Annotated in this window: 13 protein-coding genes; 5 read left to right on the top strand and 8 right to left on the bottom strand. The window is 35.1% G+C overall.

Going from position 1 to position 17,961, the window contains the following annotated elements; translation table 11 throughout:
• Nucleotides 1-57: 57 nt before the first annotated feature.
• Together mfd and ABEB18_RS10750 are read left to right on the top strand one after the other, a co-directional pair.
• Nucleotides 58-3,339 (top strand): transcription-repair coupling factor, encoded by a 3,282-nt coding sequence (gene mfd, locus ABEB18_RS10755; RefSeq protein ID WP_438861443.1) that lies wholly within the window; start codon nucleotides 58-60, stop codon nucleotides 3,337-3,339.
• A 100-nt stretch (nucleotides 3,340-3,439) separates the two neighbouring features.
• Nucleotides 3,440-3,688, top strand: coding sequence for a hypothetical protein (locus ABEB18_RS10750; RefSeq protein ID WP_348799306.1), 249 nt, complete (start codon nucleotides 3,440-3,442; stop codon nucleotides 3,686-3,688).
• 447 nt (nucleotides 3,689-4,135) lie between these two features.
• On the opposite strand, the gene ABEB18_RS10745 is transcribed toward ABEB18_RS10750, so the two are convergent.
• Together ABEB18_RS10745 and ABEB18_RS10740 are read right to left on the bottom strand one after the other, a co-directional pair.
• A complete protein-coding gene (locus tag ABEB18_RS10745; protein WP_348799305.1) occupies nucleotides 4,136-4,852 on the bottom strand; it encodes a heterodisulfide reductase-related iron-sulfur binding cluster in 717 nt (238 codons plus the stop codon).
• A gap of 1 nt (nucleotide 4,853) precedes the next feature.
• Nucleotides 4,854-6,965 (bottom strand): FAD-binding and (Fe-S)-binding domain-containing protein, encoded by a 2,112-nt coding sequence (locus tag ABEB18_RS10740; RefSeq protein ID WP_348799304.1) that lies wholly within the window; start codon nucleotides 6,963-6,965, stop codon nucleotides 4,854-4,856.
• Between the two features lie 485 nt (nucleotides 6,966-7,450).
• On the opposite strand from ABEB18_RS10740, the gene adhE reads away from it, so the two are divergent.
• Nucleotides 7,451-10,144 carry a bifunctional acetaldehyde-CoA/alcohol dehydrogenase gene (gene adhE / locus ABEB18_RS10735; protein ID WP_348799303.1) on the top strand — a complete coding sequence of 898 codons (2,694 nt, stop codon included), beginning with the start codon at nucleotides 7,451-7,453 and terminating at the stop codon, nucleotides 10,142-10,144.
• Between the two features lie 122 nt (nucleotides 10,145-10,266).
• Here the strand turns inward: adhE and ABEB18_RS10730 are convergent, their stop codons facing one another.
• From ABEB18_RS10730 to ABEB18_RS10720, 3 genes are all read right to left on the bottom strand, one after another.
• Entirely contained in the window at nucleotides 10,267-10,923 is a 657-nt protein-coding gene (locus ABEB18_RS10730) for an aspartate kinase (RefSeq protein ID WP_348799302.1), read from the bottom strand.
• Between the two features lie 105 nt (nucleotides 10,924-11,028).
• On the bottom strand, nucleotides 11,029-11,418 hold the full coding sequence (locus ABEB18_RS10725; RefSeq protein WP_348799301.1) for a YraN family protein: 390 nt from the start codon (nucleotides 11,416-11,418) through the stop codon (nucleotides 11,029-11,031).
• A 110-nt stretch (nucleotides 11,419-11,528) separates the two neighbouring features.
• Nucleotides 11,529-12,425, bottom strand: coding sequence for a S66 peptidase family protein (locus ABEB18_RS10720; RefSeq protein WP_348799322.1), 897 nt, complete (start codon nucleotides 12,423-12,425; stop codon nucleotides 11,529-11,531).
• Between the two features lie 237 nt (nucleotides 12,426-12,662).
• On the opposite strand from ABEB18_RS10720, the gene ABEB18_RS10715 reads away from it, so the two are divergent.
• On the top strand, nucleotides 12,663-13,778 hold the full coding sequence (locus tag ABEB18_RS10715) for an endonuclease/exonuclease/phosphatase family protein (protein WP_348799300.1): 1,116 nt from the start codon (nucleotides 12,663-12,665) through the stop codon (nucleotides 13,776-13,778).
• Nucleotides 13,779-13,806: 28 nt separating this feature from the next.
• On the opposite strand, the gene ABEB18_RS10710 is transcribed toward ABEB18_RS10715, so the two are convergent.
• Nucleotides 13,807-14,757, bottom strand: coding sequence for an MBL fold metallo-hydrolase (locus ABEB18_RS10710; RefSeq protein WP_348799299.1), 951 nt, complete (start codon nucleotides 14,755-14,757; stop codon nucleotides 13,807-13,809).
• Nucleotides 14,758-14,979: 222 nt separating this feature from the next.
• On the opposite strand from ABEB18_RS10710, the gene amaB reads away from it, so the two are divergent.
• Nucleotides 14,980-16,533 (top strand): L-piperidine-6-carboxylate dehydrogenase, encoded by a 1,554-nt coding sequence (amaB, locus tag ABEB18_RS10705; protein ID WP_348799298.1) that lies wholly within the window; start codon nucleotides 14,980-14,982, stop codon nucleotides 16,531-16,533.
• Nucleotides 16,534-16,603: 70 nt separating this feature from the next.
• Here the strand turns inward: amaB and ABEB18_RS10700 are convergent, their stop codons facing one another.
• Entirely contained in the window at nucleotides 16,604-17,128 is a 525-nt protein-coding gene (locus ABEB18_RS10700) for a DUF6646 family protein (protein ID WP_348799297.1), read from the bottom strand.
• A gap of 46 nt (nucleotides 17,129-17,174) precedes the next feature.
• Nucleotides 17,175-17,906, bottom strand: coding sequence for a metallophosphoesterase family protein (locus tag ABEB18_RS10695; RefSeq protein ID WP_348799296.1), 732 nt, complete (start codon nucleotides 17,904-17,906; stop codon nucleotides 17,175-17,177).
• Nucleotides 17,907-17,961: the final 55 nt, after the last annotated feature.

The following is a 17,961-nucleotide window of genomic DNA, read 5'->3' as shown; positions in this document are numbered from 1 at the left end:
GCTTCTCCAAAAACGGCTCAAATTGTAGCCAGTTTACAGGGAAATAATCCAATAAAAATGCATTTGCAAGGCGTTTTGGGTTCTTCTGTTTCGTTTGTAATTCAAGCCCTTTTTAAAAATGCAGAACTTCCTTTTTTGGTAGTTTTAAACAATAAAGAAGAGGCGGCTTATTACCTGAACGATCTAGAACAAATGATTGGCGAACAAGATGTGTTGTTTTACCCAGGGTCTTTTCGTCGTCCTTATCAAATAGAAGAAACGGATAATGCCAATGTTTTGCTTCGTTCCGAAGTACTCAATAGAATAAATTCCCGCCAAAAACCAGCCGTAATTGTTTCGTATCCCGAAGCCCTTTTTGAAAAAGTAGTAACGCGTCAAAATTTAGACAAAAACACTTTGAAAGTTACCGTTGGTGACAAAATATCGATTGATTTTTTGAATGAAGTTTTGTTCGAATACGAATTCAAGAGAGTTGATTTTATTACCGAACCTGGTGAATTTTCGGTTCGTGGTGGAATTGTCGATGTTTTTTCGTTTTCGAATGATAATCCGTATCGAATAGAGTTTTTTGGAAACGAAGTCGATAGTATCCGAACCTTTGACGTTGCTTCGCAATTGTCGTTAGAAAAGCAAAACAAAATCACTATTATCCCAAATGTTGAGAACAAAGTATTTCAGGAAAATAGAGAGAGTTTTTTAGATTATATCAATGAAAAAACAGTTTTGTTTCTTCAAAACACAGAGAATCTTTTATACGAATTGGATAAGCAATTTAGCAAAGCTGAAGAAGCTTTTGAAAAATTATCCAAAGACATCAAACACGCTACACCAGAACAATTGTTTATCAATCAAAAGTCTTTTGTAAAGAGAGCTTTAGACTTTTCGGTGGTTGAATTTAGTTCAAAAGCTGTTTTTAAAACTAACAAAATATTCGAATTCCATATTCAGCCACAACCGTCTTTCAACAAGCAATTTGATTTGTTGATGAATAATTTGAGTGACAATCATTTTAACGGATATCAAAATTATTTATTTTGTTCGAACGAAGCACAGACCAAGCGTTTTCACGATATTTTTGAATCTTTAGACGAGGTTAATTCTGAGAATATTCGCAAGCAGTATAAGACGATTGTATTGCCTTTGTATCAAGGTTTTATCGATCAGGAAAATCAAATAGTTTGTTATACAGACCACCAAATTTTTGAACGTTATCATAAATTTAGCATCAAAAATGGGTATTCTAAGAAACAGAATTTAACCCTAAAAGAACTTACCTCTTTATCGGTAGGAGATTATGTAACACATATCGATCACGGAATCGGGAAGTTTGGCGGATTGCAAAAAATACAAGTCGAGGGTAAAACTCAGGAAGCAATCAAACTGGTTTACGCCGACAACGATATTGTGTATGTGAGTATTCATTCGCTACACAAAATCTCGAAATATAACGGTAAAGACGGAACACCACCTAAGATTTACAAATTAGGATCGAGTGCCTGGAAGACTTTAAAACAAAAAACCAAAGCAAGGGTAAAGCATATTGCATTCAATTTGATTCAGTTGTATGCGAAACGCAGATTGGAAAAAGGATTCCAATTTGCCCCTGATAGTTATCTGCAAAACGAGTTGGAAAGTTCATTTCTTTATGAAGATACTCCAGATCAAATCAAATCGACTCAGGAAGTTAAAGCCGATATGGAAAGTGAGCGTCCGATGGATCGTTTGGTTTGTGGAGATGTTGGTTTTGGAAAGACCGAAGTAGCCATTCGTGCCGCCTTCAAGGCAGTTGATAATAGCAAACAAGTGGCGGTTTTGGTTCCGACTACGATTTTGGCTTACCAACATTATCGTACTTTTAGCGAACGTTTGAAAGATATGCCGGTTACAATTGGATATTTAAACCGATTTAGAACTGCCAAACAAAAAGCACAAACTATAAAAGATTTAGCCGAAGGCAAACTTGATATTGTTATCGGAACGCATCAATTGGTTAACAAAAATGTGGTTTTCAAAGACCTTGGTTTATTGATTGTTGACGAAGAACAAAAGTTTGGCGTGAATGTAAAAGACAAACTGAAAACCATTGCGGCCAATGTCGATACCTTGACTTTGACTGCAACTCCGATTCCGAGAACCCTGCAGTTTTCGTTAATGGCAGCGCGCGATTTATCCGTGATTACGACACCTCCGCCAAATAGATATCCTATAGAGACTAACGTGGTTGGTTTTAATGAGGAATTGATTCGCGATGCGATTTCGTATGAAATTCAGCGCAACGGACAAGTTTTCTTTATCAATAATAGAATTGAAAACATCAAGGAAATTGCCGGAATGATTCAACGTTTGGTGCCCAATGCAAGAGTAGGGATTGGTCACGGGCAAATGGATGGTGCTAAACTAGAGGAGTTAATGTTAGGATTTATGAATGGTGAATTCGATGTTTTGGTAGCCACAACTATTATCGAGAGTGGGTTAGATGTACCTAACGCCAATACCATCTTCATCAATAACGCCAACAATTTTGGATTGTCAGATTTGCATCAGATGCGCGGACGTGTAGGACGAAGCAACAAGAAGGCATTTTGTTATTTCATTTGTCCACCTTATTCGCACATGACTGAGGATGCGAGAAAGAGAATTCAGGCTTTGGAGCAATTTAGCGAACTCGGAAGCGGTTTGAACATCGCGATGAAAGATCTCGAAATTCGTGGTGCTGGAGATTTGTTGGGAGGAGAACAAAGCGGATTCATTAATGACATTGGATTTGACACCTATCAAAAAATTATGAACGAAGCTATTGAAGAGTTGAAAGAAAACGAATTCAAAGAGCTTTATCCAGAAGAAAACAATATCGAAACCAAAGAATATGTAAAAGACCTTCAAATCGATACTGATTTTGAGTTATTGTTTTCCGATGAATACATCAATAATGTCACTGAGCGCTTGAGTTTGTACAATGAATTGGCAGAAGTAAAAAACGAAGACGAACTAATTATTTTCCAAAATAAACTCATTGACCGTTTTGGTCCAATGCCACCAAGAGCACTTGCCCTGATGAACAGTGTCCGTATCAAATGGATCGCATCTCGAATTGGAATCGAAAAATTGGTGATGAAAAAAGGCAAAATGATTGGGTATTTCGTTTCCGATCAACAATCGGATTATTACCAATCGCAACGTTTTCATAAAGTGATACAATTTGTACAAACGCACAGTTCTATTTGCGTGATGAAAGAGAAACAAACGCCTGCTGGTTTACGACTTTTGCTAACTTTTGATAATGTAAAATCTACTCGAGTAGCTTTGGAAATGATGCAATTATTAGGAGGAGAAAAATAATTTGATTTTATTAAATTGTATGCCAAAAGAGACAAGAACCTGAGGCCATACCTTACCAAAGTAATACCAAAATATACGAGAATGTCAAAATGTAAAATTTATGGATATAGTTAAATTTAAAATCACACCTAAAACAATTAAAGTAGAAGTTCGTAATTCTAATAATTATGTATTTGATTTTAATAGAGCTGTAGAAATGAAGAAAGAGGATAGAGATGTTTTATTGAAGTTATATACTGCGTTGGATTTACTTTTTAGAAAGGAAAACGTGATTGAAGCTAAAAATCATATTTCTCCAAATCAGACTAACATACTCGACCAAATAAAAGAGGTTGATGAGAAAAAGTAAGGATTAGTTTAATGACTTTCGAAAAATAGTAAGAAGAGTTTTTGTGTAGATGGATAAGAACAAAAAGAAAGCAAAGACACACAAAGACAAATAGTTTCGAAGTATTAAAAATTTAAACAACCATACAATTAATTTAAACAAGAAAAAAGTATGAATTAAATCTTTGGAGTCTTTGTGGCTTTGCTATATAGTAATATGCGTAAAGATTAATCTCAAAATTTTTGGCAAATATATAAAACAATAATAAAGAAATCGATTTGCAACCCTACCAGTTTATTTCGCTAGTTTTCAACAGTATATCAGTTAAGGTCTAAAAAAAATATAGTTGTAGGTTAGTAGTTTTTATCCAAAACAAAATTTTCTAAAATATAAACTGTTAAAAATTGATGAATTAATTTTAAGGAGTTTATATAATGTCAGGTTGTTCAATGTTACTTTTAAGAGCGTTTACCTCGTCACTTCCTCCACCAAATAAAAAATAGATTTAAAGTCGATTCCGCTCATTTTTTCCAAGCCGATTTCGCAGGTTCTGCTGGTAGAAAAACCTTCGTTACATTGAGTTGGAATTTGGGCTTTTAATTCTCGCAATCCGTGTTCGCTTAATTCCGGAATCAGGAAACCTCGGTCACCAGCAAAACCACAACAATTACTATCGATAAGAGTAACATTCTCGGCACATAGTTGGGATAAAGCAAGTAATTGTTCTGTTTTTGCAATTTTTTTTACCGAACAAACCGGAAAAACAGTTATGGTTTCCTTTTTATTTTTTATTGTCAAATGCGGCATCACATAATCCAGTATGAATTCAATAGGATCAACGATTTGTAAGGCTGTCGAAAATTCTTCTTTCGAATGGTGAAAACATGGACTCATGTCATATAAAATGGGATATTTTCCGTTTTCGGATGCTTTTAAAAGTGCTGTTTCCAAAGTCTGAGATTGGGTATGATTGGTTTCGGTAAAACCTTTACTAGAGAAAGGCATTCCACAACAAAGATTATCAACAGATTCAGGATAAATGATAGTAAAACCAGCTCGTTTTAATAGTTGATGGGTAAGTGCAGTCAATTGTAAATCATCAGCACTCTGAAAACTATTTTTTCCCATACTCCTGTTGATGCAGGAAGGAAAGTAAACGACTTTTAAATCAGAAGAGGTATTCATTTTATTGTTGTTGATGAGTATTTATTTTGTTAGCTCCTTTTGGCATTTCGGGAATCCATTTTGGTATTTTTCCAAAACTGATAAAATGAAAACCATTGGATAATAACGTCATTATTTGGGTTCCGAAAAGATTGTGACAACCTGAAATGAATCCTAATCCAAAACGCATTCCAGCTGTGGTTTGAGCCATGTGTGAACCAATGTAAGCAGCTGTTTTTTTGTCGGAATTGCTTACTTTATTGGCACGCCATTCTTTTACAAATTTACCAGTATCGATATATACAGGACAAGCCAAAGCACATAATCCATCAGTTGCACAAGTTTCGTCTAATTGATATGTCACATCTTTTTTAATTTCGGTTAATCGCTGTAGATCTTCTTTATTTTCTTCCAATCGGCTGATTTCTCTGGCAATCACAATACGCTGTCTTGGAGATAATGTCAAACCTTCGGAAACGCAATGCGGTTCACAAAATCCACATTCCATACATTTATCCACAATGGCGTGGGATTCGGGCATTGGTTTTAGGTTTTTGAGATGTGCTTTTGGGTCGGGATTGATTAAAACATCGGGATTGATTTTGTTGTTTGGATCAAAAATAGTTTTGATACGCTTCATGATTTGGTAGGCGGTAACGCCCCATTCTTTTTCTACAAAAGGAGCCATATTGCGGCCAGTTCCGTGTTCGGCTTTTAAGGAGCCGTTGAAGCGATCAACTACCAAAATTGCCAATTCGGACATTAATTTTTCATAACGATCGACTTCGGTTTGGTTCGAAAAATCCTGAGAAAATACCAAATGCAAATTACCTTCGAGAGCATGACCAAACAAGACAGCATCATGGTATTCGTATTTTTTAAATAAATCCTTTAAAGCCAAAGTTGCTTCTGCGAGTTGCGGTAATGGGAAAGCCACATCTTCTATAATTACCGAAGTTCCGTTTTTGCGCAAGCCCCCAACGGTTGGCAACAAACCTTTTCTGGCTTTCCAATTGAAATAATATTTTTTGGGATCGCGGGTAAATTCATAATGTGAATAGGTTGGAATGGACAGAATTTGTAACCGAATTTCGTCTTGTTTCTGATTTAAAATAGTCAAATCATTATCACGGCATTCGACCAATAAAGCACAAGCAGATTCGGGTAGGGTTTTGAAGTATTCCGGAGCATCAGGATCATTTTCGACCGAACGGATGGATTCTCTATCCAATAATTCTACCGCTGCAACAGGAGCTGATTTTAACAAAATAGTAGCATTGCAGGCATCCTGAATCGTTTTAAAAATCAGTAACGAACAGGACTTGTATTTTTCGTCAATAACAGTTTTGAAAGTTACATTGGATATAAAAGCCAAAGTCCCTTCTGAACCCACCATCAAGTGTTTGATGATGTCAATCGGGTCTTCATAATCAACCAAAGCATTAATACTGTAACCTGTGGTGTTTTTTATTTTGAATTTATTTTTGATGAGATGATAAAGTGTTTCATCGTTCTTGATTTGATCCCTAAGGTTTTCAATTTCCTGAATTAAGCCTTTTTGGTTTTGTTTAAAATCAGAAATACTGTTTGAATCTGCTGTATCCAACAGTGTTCCATCGTGCAGAATAATTCGGATGTCGGCTATGGTTTGATAGGAGTTTTGAGCCGTACCGCAACACATTCCGCTGGCGTTGTTGGCTACAATTCCGCCTATCATTGCCGCTCCGATGGATGCAGGATCAGGGCCAATTTTTAATCCGTGTGGAGCTAAAAATGTGTTGGCTCTTGCCCCTACAATTCCAGGTTCCAATTTTATTTTTTGATTGTTGTCTAAAAGCTCAAAATTTTTCCAGCCATGTGTGGCAACTACTAAAACAGAATCGGTAATCGCCTGTCCGGATAAGCTGGTTCCTGCGGCCCGAAAAGTCAAAGCAATATCCAATTTTTTGGCTTGTCTGATGATTTCGATGACTTCGGTTTCGTTGTGCGCTAAGATTACAATTTTTGGGATAAGCCTGTAAAAACTAGCATCGGTTCCATAAGCAAGAGTTTGCAACGGATTGGTTAAAATACGTTTGGAATCAATGGTGGTTGATAAAAGGTCTTTTAACTTTTGATAGGATGGGGACAACATAGCTGTTTTATTTTGTAAAGAATGCTCAGAAGCTTTTTGCAATGAAAGTGTAAATTTAAGGATAAATAAATTTTGGATAGTCTGAAGTACAAAATATTGTAAATCCAGGTGTCACATTTGCAGGTGTTGGAATAGATTGATAGAGATTTCGAACTATTTTTTCATTCTAAAATTCGAAATATGGACTTTTATGTTTTTGTTTAAGTAAGTATTTAGGTTATATTTCTTACAAACAATGTTTTGTTAATCTGTTTTTTTCAACTCAAAAAATAATTTAACAATTTTATTTTTTTACGAAAACAATTGAAATTTTGGAAAAATAGACATTTGAAAAAAAATAATTCATTTTACAACGTTATCGTTAATATTTACTGCCTAAGGATTCTGATTTTATGATGTTTATCATGTTTTTTGGTTTTTTACACTAGTAATTTTACTATAAATGAAAGCAAAAAACGTAGATATATTTTTTAAAATAGATAAAAATGGAAAAATTAAAGAGCGTTGCTGAATCTGTTTTACAGCAAACAGAAGCTATCAAAAGCGACATTAAAGTAGTGGGAGCTGTCCCTGGAAATTCTGTTGAAGCAGTGAATCATGTAAATCAACTCGCCAAAAAAGCTGAGGTTGCCTTGCAGAAATTTTTATTACTGGATCAGGAACAAGTAGATAGAATTGTTGCAAAAGCCTCTGTGGCTGCTATCGACAAACATGGAGAATTAGCTCTTCATGCGGTACAAGAAACAGGACGTGGTATTTTTGAAGATAAAGCCATTAAAAATATGTTTGCTGCCGAAAATGTTACCAATCGTCTAAAAAATGTTAAAACCGTTGGGGTAATTGGAGAAGATCCGATAAGCGGTATAGTGGAAATAGCTGAGCCTGTTGGGGTTATTTGTGGAGTTACACCAACAACGAACCCAACTTCGACTACAGTTTTTAAAGCCATTATTTCATTAAAAACCAGAAACCCAATTATATTTGGTTTTCACCCTTCGGCACAACAATGTTCTAAAGCTGCTGCAATTGTTGTTAGAGATGCCGCTATTGCCGCAGGTGCTCCAGAAGATTGTATTCAATGGATCGAGTATCCTTCTATCGAGGCTACAAATGCTTTGATGAATCATCCAATTGTTTCTACAATTTTGGCAACTGGAGGAAATGCAATGGTAAAAGCGGCTTATTCTTGCGGAAAACCAGCTTTAGGAGTTGGTGCGGGTAATGTTCCTGCTTATATTGAAAAAACCGCAGATATTAAACAAGCAGTAAACGATATCGTTTTGTCAAAATCATTCGATTGGGGAATGATTTGTGCTTCGGAACAAGCGGCTATCATTGACTCGGAAATTTATAACGAAACCATTGAAGAGTTCAAACGCCTTCATGTATATTTTGTAAATAAAAAGGAGAAAAAACAATTAGAAGAATTTATTTTTGGTTCGTGTGCAAATGGATTAAATTGTTCTGGAGCAAAATTAAATTCGGCAGTAGTAGGGAAATCTCCTCAATGGATTGCAGAACAAGCTGGTTTCTCAGTACCTAAAGATATTGTTATAATTGCTGCCGAAGTTGCAGAAGTGGGAGTTAATGAGCCTTTGACACGAGAAAAACTTTCTCCAGTATTGGCAATATTAAAATCTGTTTCAACAGCAGAAGGAATCAAATTGTCGGAGCAAATGGTAGAGTTCGACGGTTTAGGACACTCGGCAGCAATTCATACAAAAGACCAAAACATTGCAAAAGAATTTGGGGTTAAAGTAAAAGCGATTCGTGTAATTTGGAATTCGCCAACTACTTTTGGAGGAATTGGAGATGTTTACAATTCGTTCTTACCATCATTAACATTAGGATGTGGTTCATACGGTAGAAATTCGGTTTCTGGCAATGTAGGAGCACTCAATCTTATTAATATTAAACGAATCGGAAGGAGAAACAATAATATGCAGTGGTTTAAAGTACCTTCGAAAATTTATTTCGAACCCAATTCAATTTTATATCTAAAATCAATTCCAGACCTAAATAAGGTTATGATAGTAACTGATTTAAGTATGCTTAAGTTAGGGTTTGTTCAAAAAATCATTGATGTTTTGAATATGAGACACAACAAAGTTGATGTTCGTATTTTCTCTAGTGTAGAGCCAGATCCAAGCATAGAAACTGCAAAAGCAGGTGCCGAAACCATGAGAGAATTTAAACCCGATACTATTATTGCTCTTGGAGGTGGTTCACCTATGGATGCTGCCAAAGTAATGTGGTTGATGTACGAACAACCAGAAGTTGCTTTTGAAGATGTAAGACAAAAATTCTTGGATATCCGAAAACGTGCCGTGAAAATACCTAATTTGGGAGCTTTAGCTAAATTAATTTGTATTCCTACAACCTCCGGAACTGGTTCAGAAGTAACTCCTTTTGCGGTAATTTCAGATCATAAAAAGAATATAAAATATCCATTGGCGGATTATGCCTTTACACCAACGGTAGCAATTATTGACTCGGAATTAACTAAAACAGTTCCTCCTTTTATTACTGCAGATACAGGAATGGATGTGTTGACTCATGCTACTGAGGCTTTTGTTTCTATTGTTGCCAGTGATTATACCGATGGACTTGCTTTACAAGCAATCAAAATGGTTTTCAAATATCTCGAAAGAGCATACAAAGACGGTCACAATGATGATGAGGCACGTGATAAAATTCATAATGCTTCCACTATGGCAGGAATGGCTTTTGCCAATGCATTTTTAGGAATTTCTCACTCAATGGCTCACAAAATTGGAGGGGTTTTCCATACTGTGCACGGACGTACCAACGCAATTTTATTGCCTTATGTAATTCGTTATAACGGTGAAGTTCCTGGAAAACTTTCAGTATGGCCTAAATACACAAATTATAGAGCAGACGAAAGATATTTTGAAATTTGCCAAGCTCTTGGATTACCATCAAAAGGCCCAAAAGATGCACCTACAGTTTACGCTCAAGCTTGTTATGATTTAGCGGTGAAAGTGGGTATCAAAATGAGCTTTAAAGAGCAAGGTGTCGATGAAAAACAATGGCTAGAGAATATCAATACGATTGCTATGAATGCTTTTGAAGATCAATGTACTCCTGCAAATCCACGTTTGCCACTAGTAGCCGATATGGAAGAGATTCTTCGCAAAGCCTATTATGGAGAGGTTTAATGTCATAATAATTAAGTTTAGTTTTTTGAAAGCTCTCGGTTTTAATCGAGAGCTTTTGTATTTTCAATAAAAAAACCCTTGTTTTTACAAGGGCTATATTTGAAATTTATTAGTTGAGAATATTAATTTTTCAAATCTTTTATTACTTTAAAAGCAACATCAACTTCTTCTTCGCTAACCATAATGGTGAATTCGTTTGAAGTCGAAATTACTTCGTTGATGATGATTCCTTCCCAAGCCAAACGCTGAAAAATGAAATAGTAAATACCTGGTACCACAATATTTTCTTTTGGCAATTTTACGGTAATCGAAGCTAGATTTTCTAGTTTTTGAATTAGTTTTTCGGCAGCAAAATGTTTTTCAACCAAATGATTTACACTATTGCTTACTACAATATTAGTTTCGTTTACTCCTTTGGAGGAGGTATAAAAAATATCTGGTAACGAATTGATATCGCTAATTAAATCGGCTTGTTTGTTTAATACGGTATCCGAAACGGCAAAAGTGTAATCTGTTAGAGCAGAACGAACTGTTATTTCGCCAATATTTTTGATTACTTTGTTGATTTTGTGGTTGAGTCGAAAATCAAGTTCTTCGGTTAAACGTTTTAGAGCCATCACGACAGCTCCTTGTTTTACTTCTTTGCCGAATTCACTTTCTAATTCGGTCATAATATTTCTCGACAAAGAGGTCAAATTAATAATTCCTAACGATAAGGCGTTAAGTAAAAATGGTTTTGTTTTAATGTAATTTTCGACAATAGATGAAACGGTTTTCATAGCGGTTAGTTATTTTACGTAGTTTTACTTAGTTTTAGGAGCGCAAATCCAATGCAAATATACATAAAAAACATTTTGTTACAAATATAACATTGTTAAATTTTTTCAAAAGTGAAAAAAAGCATCTGTAAGGTGTTCAATTTCAAAGGTTTTTTTGTTGTTTTCATCTGAAAATGCAGGAATAACGGTTGCTGTGATGGCAATAATGTCGAAACGAATATCTAGATCTAGATCTTTTTGATTTACGTATGCATCTACGGCTTTTACCAAAAGTTGGATTTTTTTGGGTTTGACAAAATCTTGAGGCAATCCAAATGCTGTAGAAGAGCGGGTTTTAACTTCTATTATGGCCAAGGTATTGTCGATTTGTGCAATGATGTCGATTTCGGCTTTTTGAAAAGTCCAATTGGTTTCCAGAATAGAATAGCCATGATTTTGCAGATATTCTACGGCTAATTCTTCTCCTTTTTTTCCTAACTCGTTATGTTCGGCCATTGAGATTTTAGATTGAGGATTAACGATTTTAAATAACAGAAGAAAGAGAAAAGACTTTTGTATTTCTACTATTTCAAATTTATAATCCTGTTCTCTTTATTCTGCTCTCTTTACTCAAAAACAACCGTACCGCCTTTTTCATTTACTTCTAATGTCACGGTATTTCCCATGATTAAGGCTCTGTTGTCATGCAAATGTCCTGCTGGAAAGTTATAGAGTATAGGAATATTATATTGTTGGGTTACTTCTTGAACAATTTGGTTGGCATTTTTTCCCCACGGAATTTCATTGTCATTCATTTTTGTCATTCCTCCAACGATAATTCCTCGAATGCTCTCGAGGCAACCATTTCGTTTAAGGTTCATCATCATGCGATCGATGTGATACAGATATTCGTCTAAATCTTCTATAAACAATATTTTGTTGTCACAATCAATGGCCGATTTAGAGCCTAATAAGCTGTACAAAATGGATAAATTTCCGCCTACCAATTCGCCTGTGGCTTTACCAAAACGATTCATAGGAAAAGGATCTATATGGTAGGATAAAGGTTGGCCAAACAGAGCTGTTTTTAAAGACGAGATAGATTCTGGTGCTGTTCTTGCTATGCTTACAGGCATTGTACCATGTATAGATTTGAATCCCATTGTATTGAGATGATTGTGTAAAACCGTAACATCACTAAAACCAATAACCCATTTTGGATTTTGTTTGAATTTGGTAAAATCTAATAAATCAACAATTCTTACGGTTCCATATCCACCTCGTACACACCAAATTGCTTTTATATTAGGATTGTCCATTTGCTCCTGAAAATCTTTAGCTCGCTGTTCGTCTGTTCCTGCTAATTGATTTAAATTAAGTCCTATTGAACTCCCAATGACAGCTTCTAAACCCCAAGAATGTAATAAATCTAATGTTGGTTTTAGGTTATCTTCGATGTTTTTTCTTGCTGTTGCAACAATCGCAACAGTATCTCCTTTTTGCAAATAAGGCGGTGTAATCATAGTAGTTTGAGCTTGACAGTTTATAGTTTGTAAAATAAAAATAAGTAAAATTGTCGAATAGAATGTACTTCGTTTTTGGATGTAATTTTTGAAATGAATTTGTGGCTTGTACATTTAGAAATGATTTAATAGACTACTTATTTTGTATAAAACAAAGATAAGCAATTATAAACGGCAACAAATAAATGTAATCAAATTACTATATTTACTGAATAGCAACTCTAAAGTATTATAATAATGAAGTTTATAAAAGCAGGCATTTATCTCCTTTTATTGTTTTTTATTTTAAAGGGTAATGCCCAATCTAAATCCTTTGTAATTCATACTCTGGCATTTTATAATTTTGAAAATTGCTATGATACGATTAATGACCCTACAATTAATGATGAGGATTGGACACCAAGGGGTAATCAGCATTGGAACTCTAAAAAGTACCATCAAAAACTCGAAAATTTAGCTCGGGTTTTGTCTGAAATAGGTTCTGGAGAAAATTCGAATGCTCCAACATTTATTGGCGGAGCCGAAATTGAAAACCGAACTGTTCTCGAAGATTTAATCCAACAACCCAAATTAATTGATAAAGATTATGGAATTATCCATTTTGATTCTCCTGATAAACGCGGAATTGATGTAGCACTTTTGTATCAAAAAAAACAATTCCAACCCACTAGTTTTAGCAATATTCCATTGCATATTTATAGAGAAAAATCCGCTATTGATGGTGAATTAAAAACAGATGGTTCTGAAAATCTAGAAATTGAAGATGTTGTTCAGTTTAATTTAAAAAACAATAGAGTTTACACTCGGGACCAATTGTTGGTAAGTGGTTTTTTGAACGGTGAAGAGATTCATTTGATCGTAAATCATTGGCCATCACGAGCAGGTGGAGCCAAAAAATCGAGTCCGTTTCGAGAAGCAGCTGGAGCTTTGAATCGAAAAATTATGGATTCATTACAACGCATTAATCCGAATGCCAAAATTATCACCATGGGAGATTTAAATGATAGTCCGTTTAATAAGAGTGTAAAAAAAGTATTAGGGACAAAAGGGAAAATAGCAGATGTTCCTCAATTAGGAATTTATAACCCTTTTGAAGAATTGGCCAATAAAGGAATGGGTACAATTGCTTTTCGAGATGCCTGGGATATTTTTGATCAGATACTTGTATCCCAAACATTGCTGCAAAAAGATTATTCGAGTTTTCAATTTTGGAAAGCAGGAATTTATAAAAAACCATTTTTAATTCAAAAATCGGGAAGATACAAAGGTTATCCGTTAAGACACTCCCAAACCGAAATTGGTTTTAGCGACCATTTTCCAGTTTACATTTATCTGATTAAGGAAAAAAAATAAAGGTTTAAGACTCCATAAATGGTAATTACTATAAACCAAAGCGTCTGCCTTGTTCTGGAAAAATCAAATCAACTTCTAAATTGTTTTGTTTTTTCAATTGCTCTTTAATTTTTTGAATGTTTTTTGTTGGAGGTTTACGATGCGTAACGATAATTTTAAGGTTTTGCAAAGCTCCTTTTCCGGTAAATTCTTCTAATTTGCTAAGTTCTTTCATCAAATGATTTGGGGTCAAATGTCCGTATAAACTGTTATCTGGTTGTTCATTTGGAAACGAGACTTCGATAAAAATTCCTTTTAATTTTTTTTCTTTTACTAAAGGAGCAACAGTTTGCCATAGCGAACTCAAATCATTGCTTTTTTCGACAGCATCTGGTCCAGTATCACCCAAATAGAGAACGGTATCTTCTCCGTTTTTGATTAAAAAAGCTGTACTTTCAAAGGGTTTCCCGTGCGTTAATGGAAATGCTTTTACCGTCATTGTGGTATTGGTTAATTGCGTCTCTTCATCAAAATCTAATGTTTGAAAATGGTATTTTTTTATTTGATAACCAGGGCCTTGATCCCCAAAATTGGCCCAAGTTTCACCATTGAAATAGTGGTTTTCCATCATTTCCATACACTTTTTGGTAGCATAAACTGTTTTTGAAGAATCGGCAGGTGAGTTGATAATCAAACCAGAAACATGGTCTAGATGTGCGTGAGATATAAGGTATCCTTTGATGTATTTTCTAAGAACTTCACCAGCCGAAACCGAAAACACATTATTTGCAACGGCTTTTTCTATTCCCGCATTGATGGTTCCTGCATCGAGACAGATGTAGGCATCAGATTTGGTAGGGGCTATCAAATAAGCTGAAAGATTCGTTTCGTCAAGACCGCCTTTTACTCCCAAGGGAACAACATCAAAAGTTGATTTTTGAGCCAATAAAGATAATGATGTCAAAAGGAAACAGCTAAGACTATAAATGAAGGTTTTCATGATTAATTGAAATTATTTTGGTTTATAAAAATACTTCCTTCTTTTTTAATAGACGCATTTTTTTGTAAAAATAGCGTAAGAAAACATTTAGTAGCAAATAAGGATTGTTTCTAGATAAGGTTTTTAAAATCAAATTAAAGTTTAATAAGACTCAAGTGTTAAATTTGACCTTAAAATGATATCTTTACAATCAATATAACAATTTCAACCAAAAAAGTTACAATGACAACAATAGCGAATCAGTTTGGGATCAATGAGGCATTAGAAAAATTGGGAATAAAAGCCATAAATGAAGGAACTTCGACTGGAATTAATCATTTTTCGAGTGGAGATATTTTACAAAGTTTTTCACCAGTTGATGGTCAAATAATTGCTTCTGTAAAAATGACGAATGAGGCAGATTACGAAAAAGTAATGCAGACCGCTTCCGAAGCTTTTAAGAAATTTAGATTGATACCAGCGCCACAACGAGGAGAAATTGTACGTCAGTTTGGAGAGAAATTGCGCCAAAATAAAGAAGCTTTGGGTAAATTAGTTTCTTATGAAATGGGGAAATCTCTACAAGAAGGTTATGGAGAAGTACAAGAAATGATAGACATCTGTGATTTTGCTGTTGGCCTTTCTCGACAATTACACGGATTGACAATGCATTCAGAACGACCAGGACACAGGATGTACGAACAGTATCATTCTTTGGGAATAGTGGGAATTATTTCGGCCTTTAATTTTCCTGTAGCAGTTTGGTCCTGGAATACGGCTTTGGCTTGGATTTGTGGAGATGTTTGTGTTTGGAAACCTTCCGAAAAAACACCTTTGTGTGGAATTGCATGTCAAAATATAATAGCTGAAGTAATCCGTGAAAATAATTTGCCAGAAGGAATATCGTGTTTAATAAACGGAGATTACAAAATAGGAGAATTATTAACAGCAGATAAAAGAGTTCCTTTAATTTCTGCCACAGGTTCTACTCGAATGGGTAAAATAGTAGCGCAAACGGTCGCAGCTCGTTTAGGAAAATCATTGTTAGAATTGGGAGGGAATAATGCCATAATTGTAACGCCAGATGCCGATATTAAAATGACGGTAATTGGAGCTGTTTTTGGAGCCGTAGGAACAGCAGGTCAGAGATGTACTTCGACGCGTCGTTTAATTATTCATGAGAGTATTTATGATAAAGTAAAAGAAGCTCTGATTGCTGCTTACGGGCAGTTGAGAATCGGAAATCCACTAGACGAGAAAAACCACGTAGGCCCTTTGATAGACAAACAAGCAGTTGAGTTATATTCTAATGCATTGTCTCGAGTAGTGGCCGAAGGTGGAAAAATTTTGGTCGAAGGAGGAGTCCTCAAGGGGTCGGGTTATGAGAGCGGATGTTATGTAAAACCTGCCATTGTTGAAGCAAAAAACGCATTCGAAATTGTACAACATGAAACTTTTGCTCCAGTGCTGTATTTGATTAAATATTCTGGAACTGTTGAAAATGCAATTGAATTGCAAAACGATGTAGCACAAGGATTATCATCAGCCATTATGACAAATAATCTGCGCGAAGCAGAATATTTTTTGTCTGTTCAAGGTTCTGATTGCGGAATTGCCAATGTCAATATAGGAACTTCTGGAGCCGAAATAGGAGGTGCATTTGGAGGTGAAAAAGAAACTGGTGGTGGTAGAGAATCTGGGTCGGATGCTTGGAAAGTGTATATGCGTCGCCAAACCAATACCATCAATTATACCACCAATTTACCTTTGGCACAAGGAATAAAATTTGATTTGTAGGCGATTTAAGGTATAAAAAAAGCGTCTTGATTCAAAACCAAGACGCTTTCGTTTTTTATATTTTTTAGGATTAATTCAAATTGAATGACGCTCCAATAGTAAATGTAGTTTGATTGTTTAAGTGATCAAAAACTTTGTCATTGTCACTATATTTAGCAATAGGAAAACCTATTTCTGTAAATAGTCCAAATCCATCAGTGAAGAAATAACGACCACCAACATGACCTCCAAAATTACGCAATCCTAAGCTTAAACCAGGATAAATATCCAGTTGATCTACCCCAATTACACTACACAAATTAGCATTAATTCTGAACTTTGCATCAAAACGATCTTCAAATTCAGGTTTTTCTTCATAGTAAGGATTTCCATGATAAATACCTGTAAATTCATCAACGCCTAATAAGTAGCTGGCTACAAATCCGTATGAAAAGTTTTCACCAAGACCAAAATCAGCAGATCCTTGAATTCCAGTTCCTCCGTCTTGAAAATTAATACCCACATTAATTTTGGCATCACCTTTTCCTGAAAAGGCTTGTTGCGCATTTGTTAAACCAAAAGAAGCTAAAAATAAAAGTGTGATAATTTTTTTCATAGTTAATTATATAAATAGATATTAAATTTCTGGCAAAGATACTCTTTTAGATTTTATTTCGGCCTTTTTCAGTGGGGTATAAACTTGGGAGGGGTTCGCTTTGCCAAAATTCTTTGGTATCAATATCCATAATGGTCAATGGTCCTTTGAAAGCAGCACCAGTATCAACATTCCAGATATTGGCTTTTTGTACGGGTACAGTCATGCCAATTCGGGAAACTGGGGTATGGCCAATATAAATCTCGTTATATAAGGTAAAACGTTTAGGATAATAAGGATGATCGTTTTTCATTTTTGGATCCAATGCCAATGCGGTTTCCCACAGCGATCTGTCCCAATAAAACATTTTGGGGAAATACTCAAAATTTACTCCATTCATATTGGTAAAACCAGCATGAATGAACATTCTGTTTTGTTCATCTAGGTAATAATCCAGTAAAGATTCTAGAAATACAATGTGTTTTTGTTTGGTTTGATCGTTTATTTTTTCGTAAGCCAAAACTGTAGCTTCCCCTCCATGTTGGTACCATTGTTCATTGTGCGCATTGTCTTGAAGCCATTCTTTTAGTAAATCGTCGTGATTGCCACGCAGACAAATGACGTTATGAGTTTTTTGTAATGCAATTAAAAAATCAATTACTTGTGGCGATTGGCTCCAACCATCTACATAGTCACCCAAAAAAATGAGCTTGTCTTTTGTACTCACCTGTGCTCTTTCTAAGATTTGGTGCAAAGCTCTCAATCCGCCATGAATGTCGCCTATTACTAATGTTCTCATATTACCGATTTGTTCTTTTACAAAAATAACAGAAAAGTAACACCATTTTAAATTT

The organism is Flavobacterium adhaerens (genome assembly GCF_040045115.1).
In the GTDB taxonomy this organism is placed as follows: Bacteria; Bacteroidota; Bacteroidia; order Flavobacteriales; family Flavobacteriaceae; genus Flavobacterium; species Flavobacterium adhaerens.
Note: the sequence above shows the minus strand (reverse complement) of the source record. Positions and strands in the feature narration are given on the sequence as shown.

What these genes read in the sequence shown, in the direction of transcription:
- mfd (WP_438861443.1), top strand. Translation starts at nt 58, where the DNA reads ATGCATTTGCAAGGCGTTTTGGGTTCTTCTGTTTCGTTTGTAATTCAA.
- ABEB18_RS10750 (WP_348799306.1), top strand. Translation starts at nt 3,440, where the DNA reads ATGGATATAGTTAAATTTAAAATCACACCTAAAACAATTAAAGTAGAA.
- ABEB18_RS10745 (WP_348799305.1), bottom strand. Translation starts at nt 4,852, where the DNA reads ATGAATACCTCTTCTGATTTAAAAGTCGTTTACTTTCCTTCCTGCATC.
- ABEB18_RS10740 (WP_348799304.1), bottom strand. Translation starts at nt 6,965, where the DNA reads ATGTTGTCCCCATCCTATCAAAAGTTAAAAGACCTTTTATCAACCACC.
- adhE (WP_348799303.1), top strand. Translation starts at nt 7,451, where the DNA reads ATGGAAAAATTAAAGAGCGTTGCTGAATCTGTTTTACAGCAAACAGAA.
- ABEB18_RS10730 (WP_348799302.1), bottom strand. Translation starts at nt 10,923, where the DNA reads ATGAAAACCGTTTCATCTATTGTCGAAAATTACATTAAAACAAAACCA.
- ABEB18_RS10725 (WP_348799301.1), bottom strand. Translation starts at nt 11,418, where the DNA reads ATGGCCGAACATAACGAGTTAGGAAAAAAAGGAGAAGAATTAGCCGTA.
- ABEB18_RS10720 (WP_348799322.1), bottom strand. Translation starts at nt 12,425, where the DNA reads ATGATTACACCGCCTTATTTGCAAAAAGGAGATACTGTTGCGATTGTT.
- ABEB18_RS10715 (WP_348799300.1), top strand. Translation starts at nt 12,663, where the DNA reads ATGAAGTTTATAAAAGCAGGCATTTATCTCCTTTTATTGTTTTTTATT.
- ABEB18_RS10710 (WP_348799299.1), bottom strand. Translation starts at nt 14,757, where the DNA reads ATGAAAACCTTCATTTATAGTCTTAGCTGTTTCCTTTTGACATCATTA.
- amaB (WP_348799298.1), top strand. Translation starts at nt 14,980, where the DNA reads ATGACAACAATAGCGAATCAGTTTGGGATCAATGAGGCATTAGAAAAA.
- ABEB18_RS10700 (WP_348799297.1), bottom strand. Translation starts at nt 17,128, where the DNA reads ATGAAAAAAATTATCACACTTTTATTTTTAGCTTCTTTTGGTTTAACA.
- ABEB18_RS10695 (WP_348799296.1), bottom strand. Translation starts at nt 17,906, where the DNA reads ATGAGAACATTAGTAATAGGCGACATTCATGGCGGATTGAGAGCTTTG.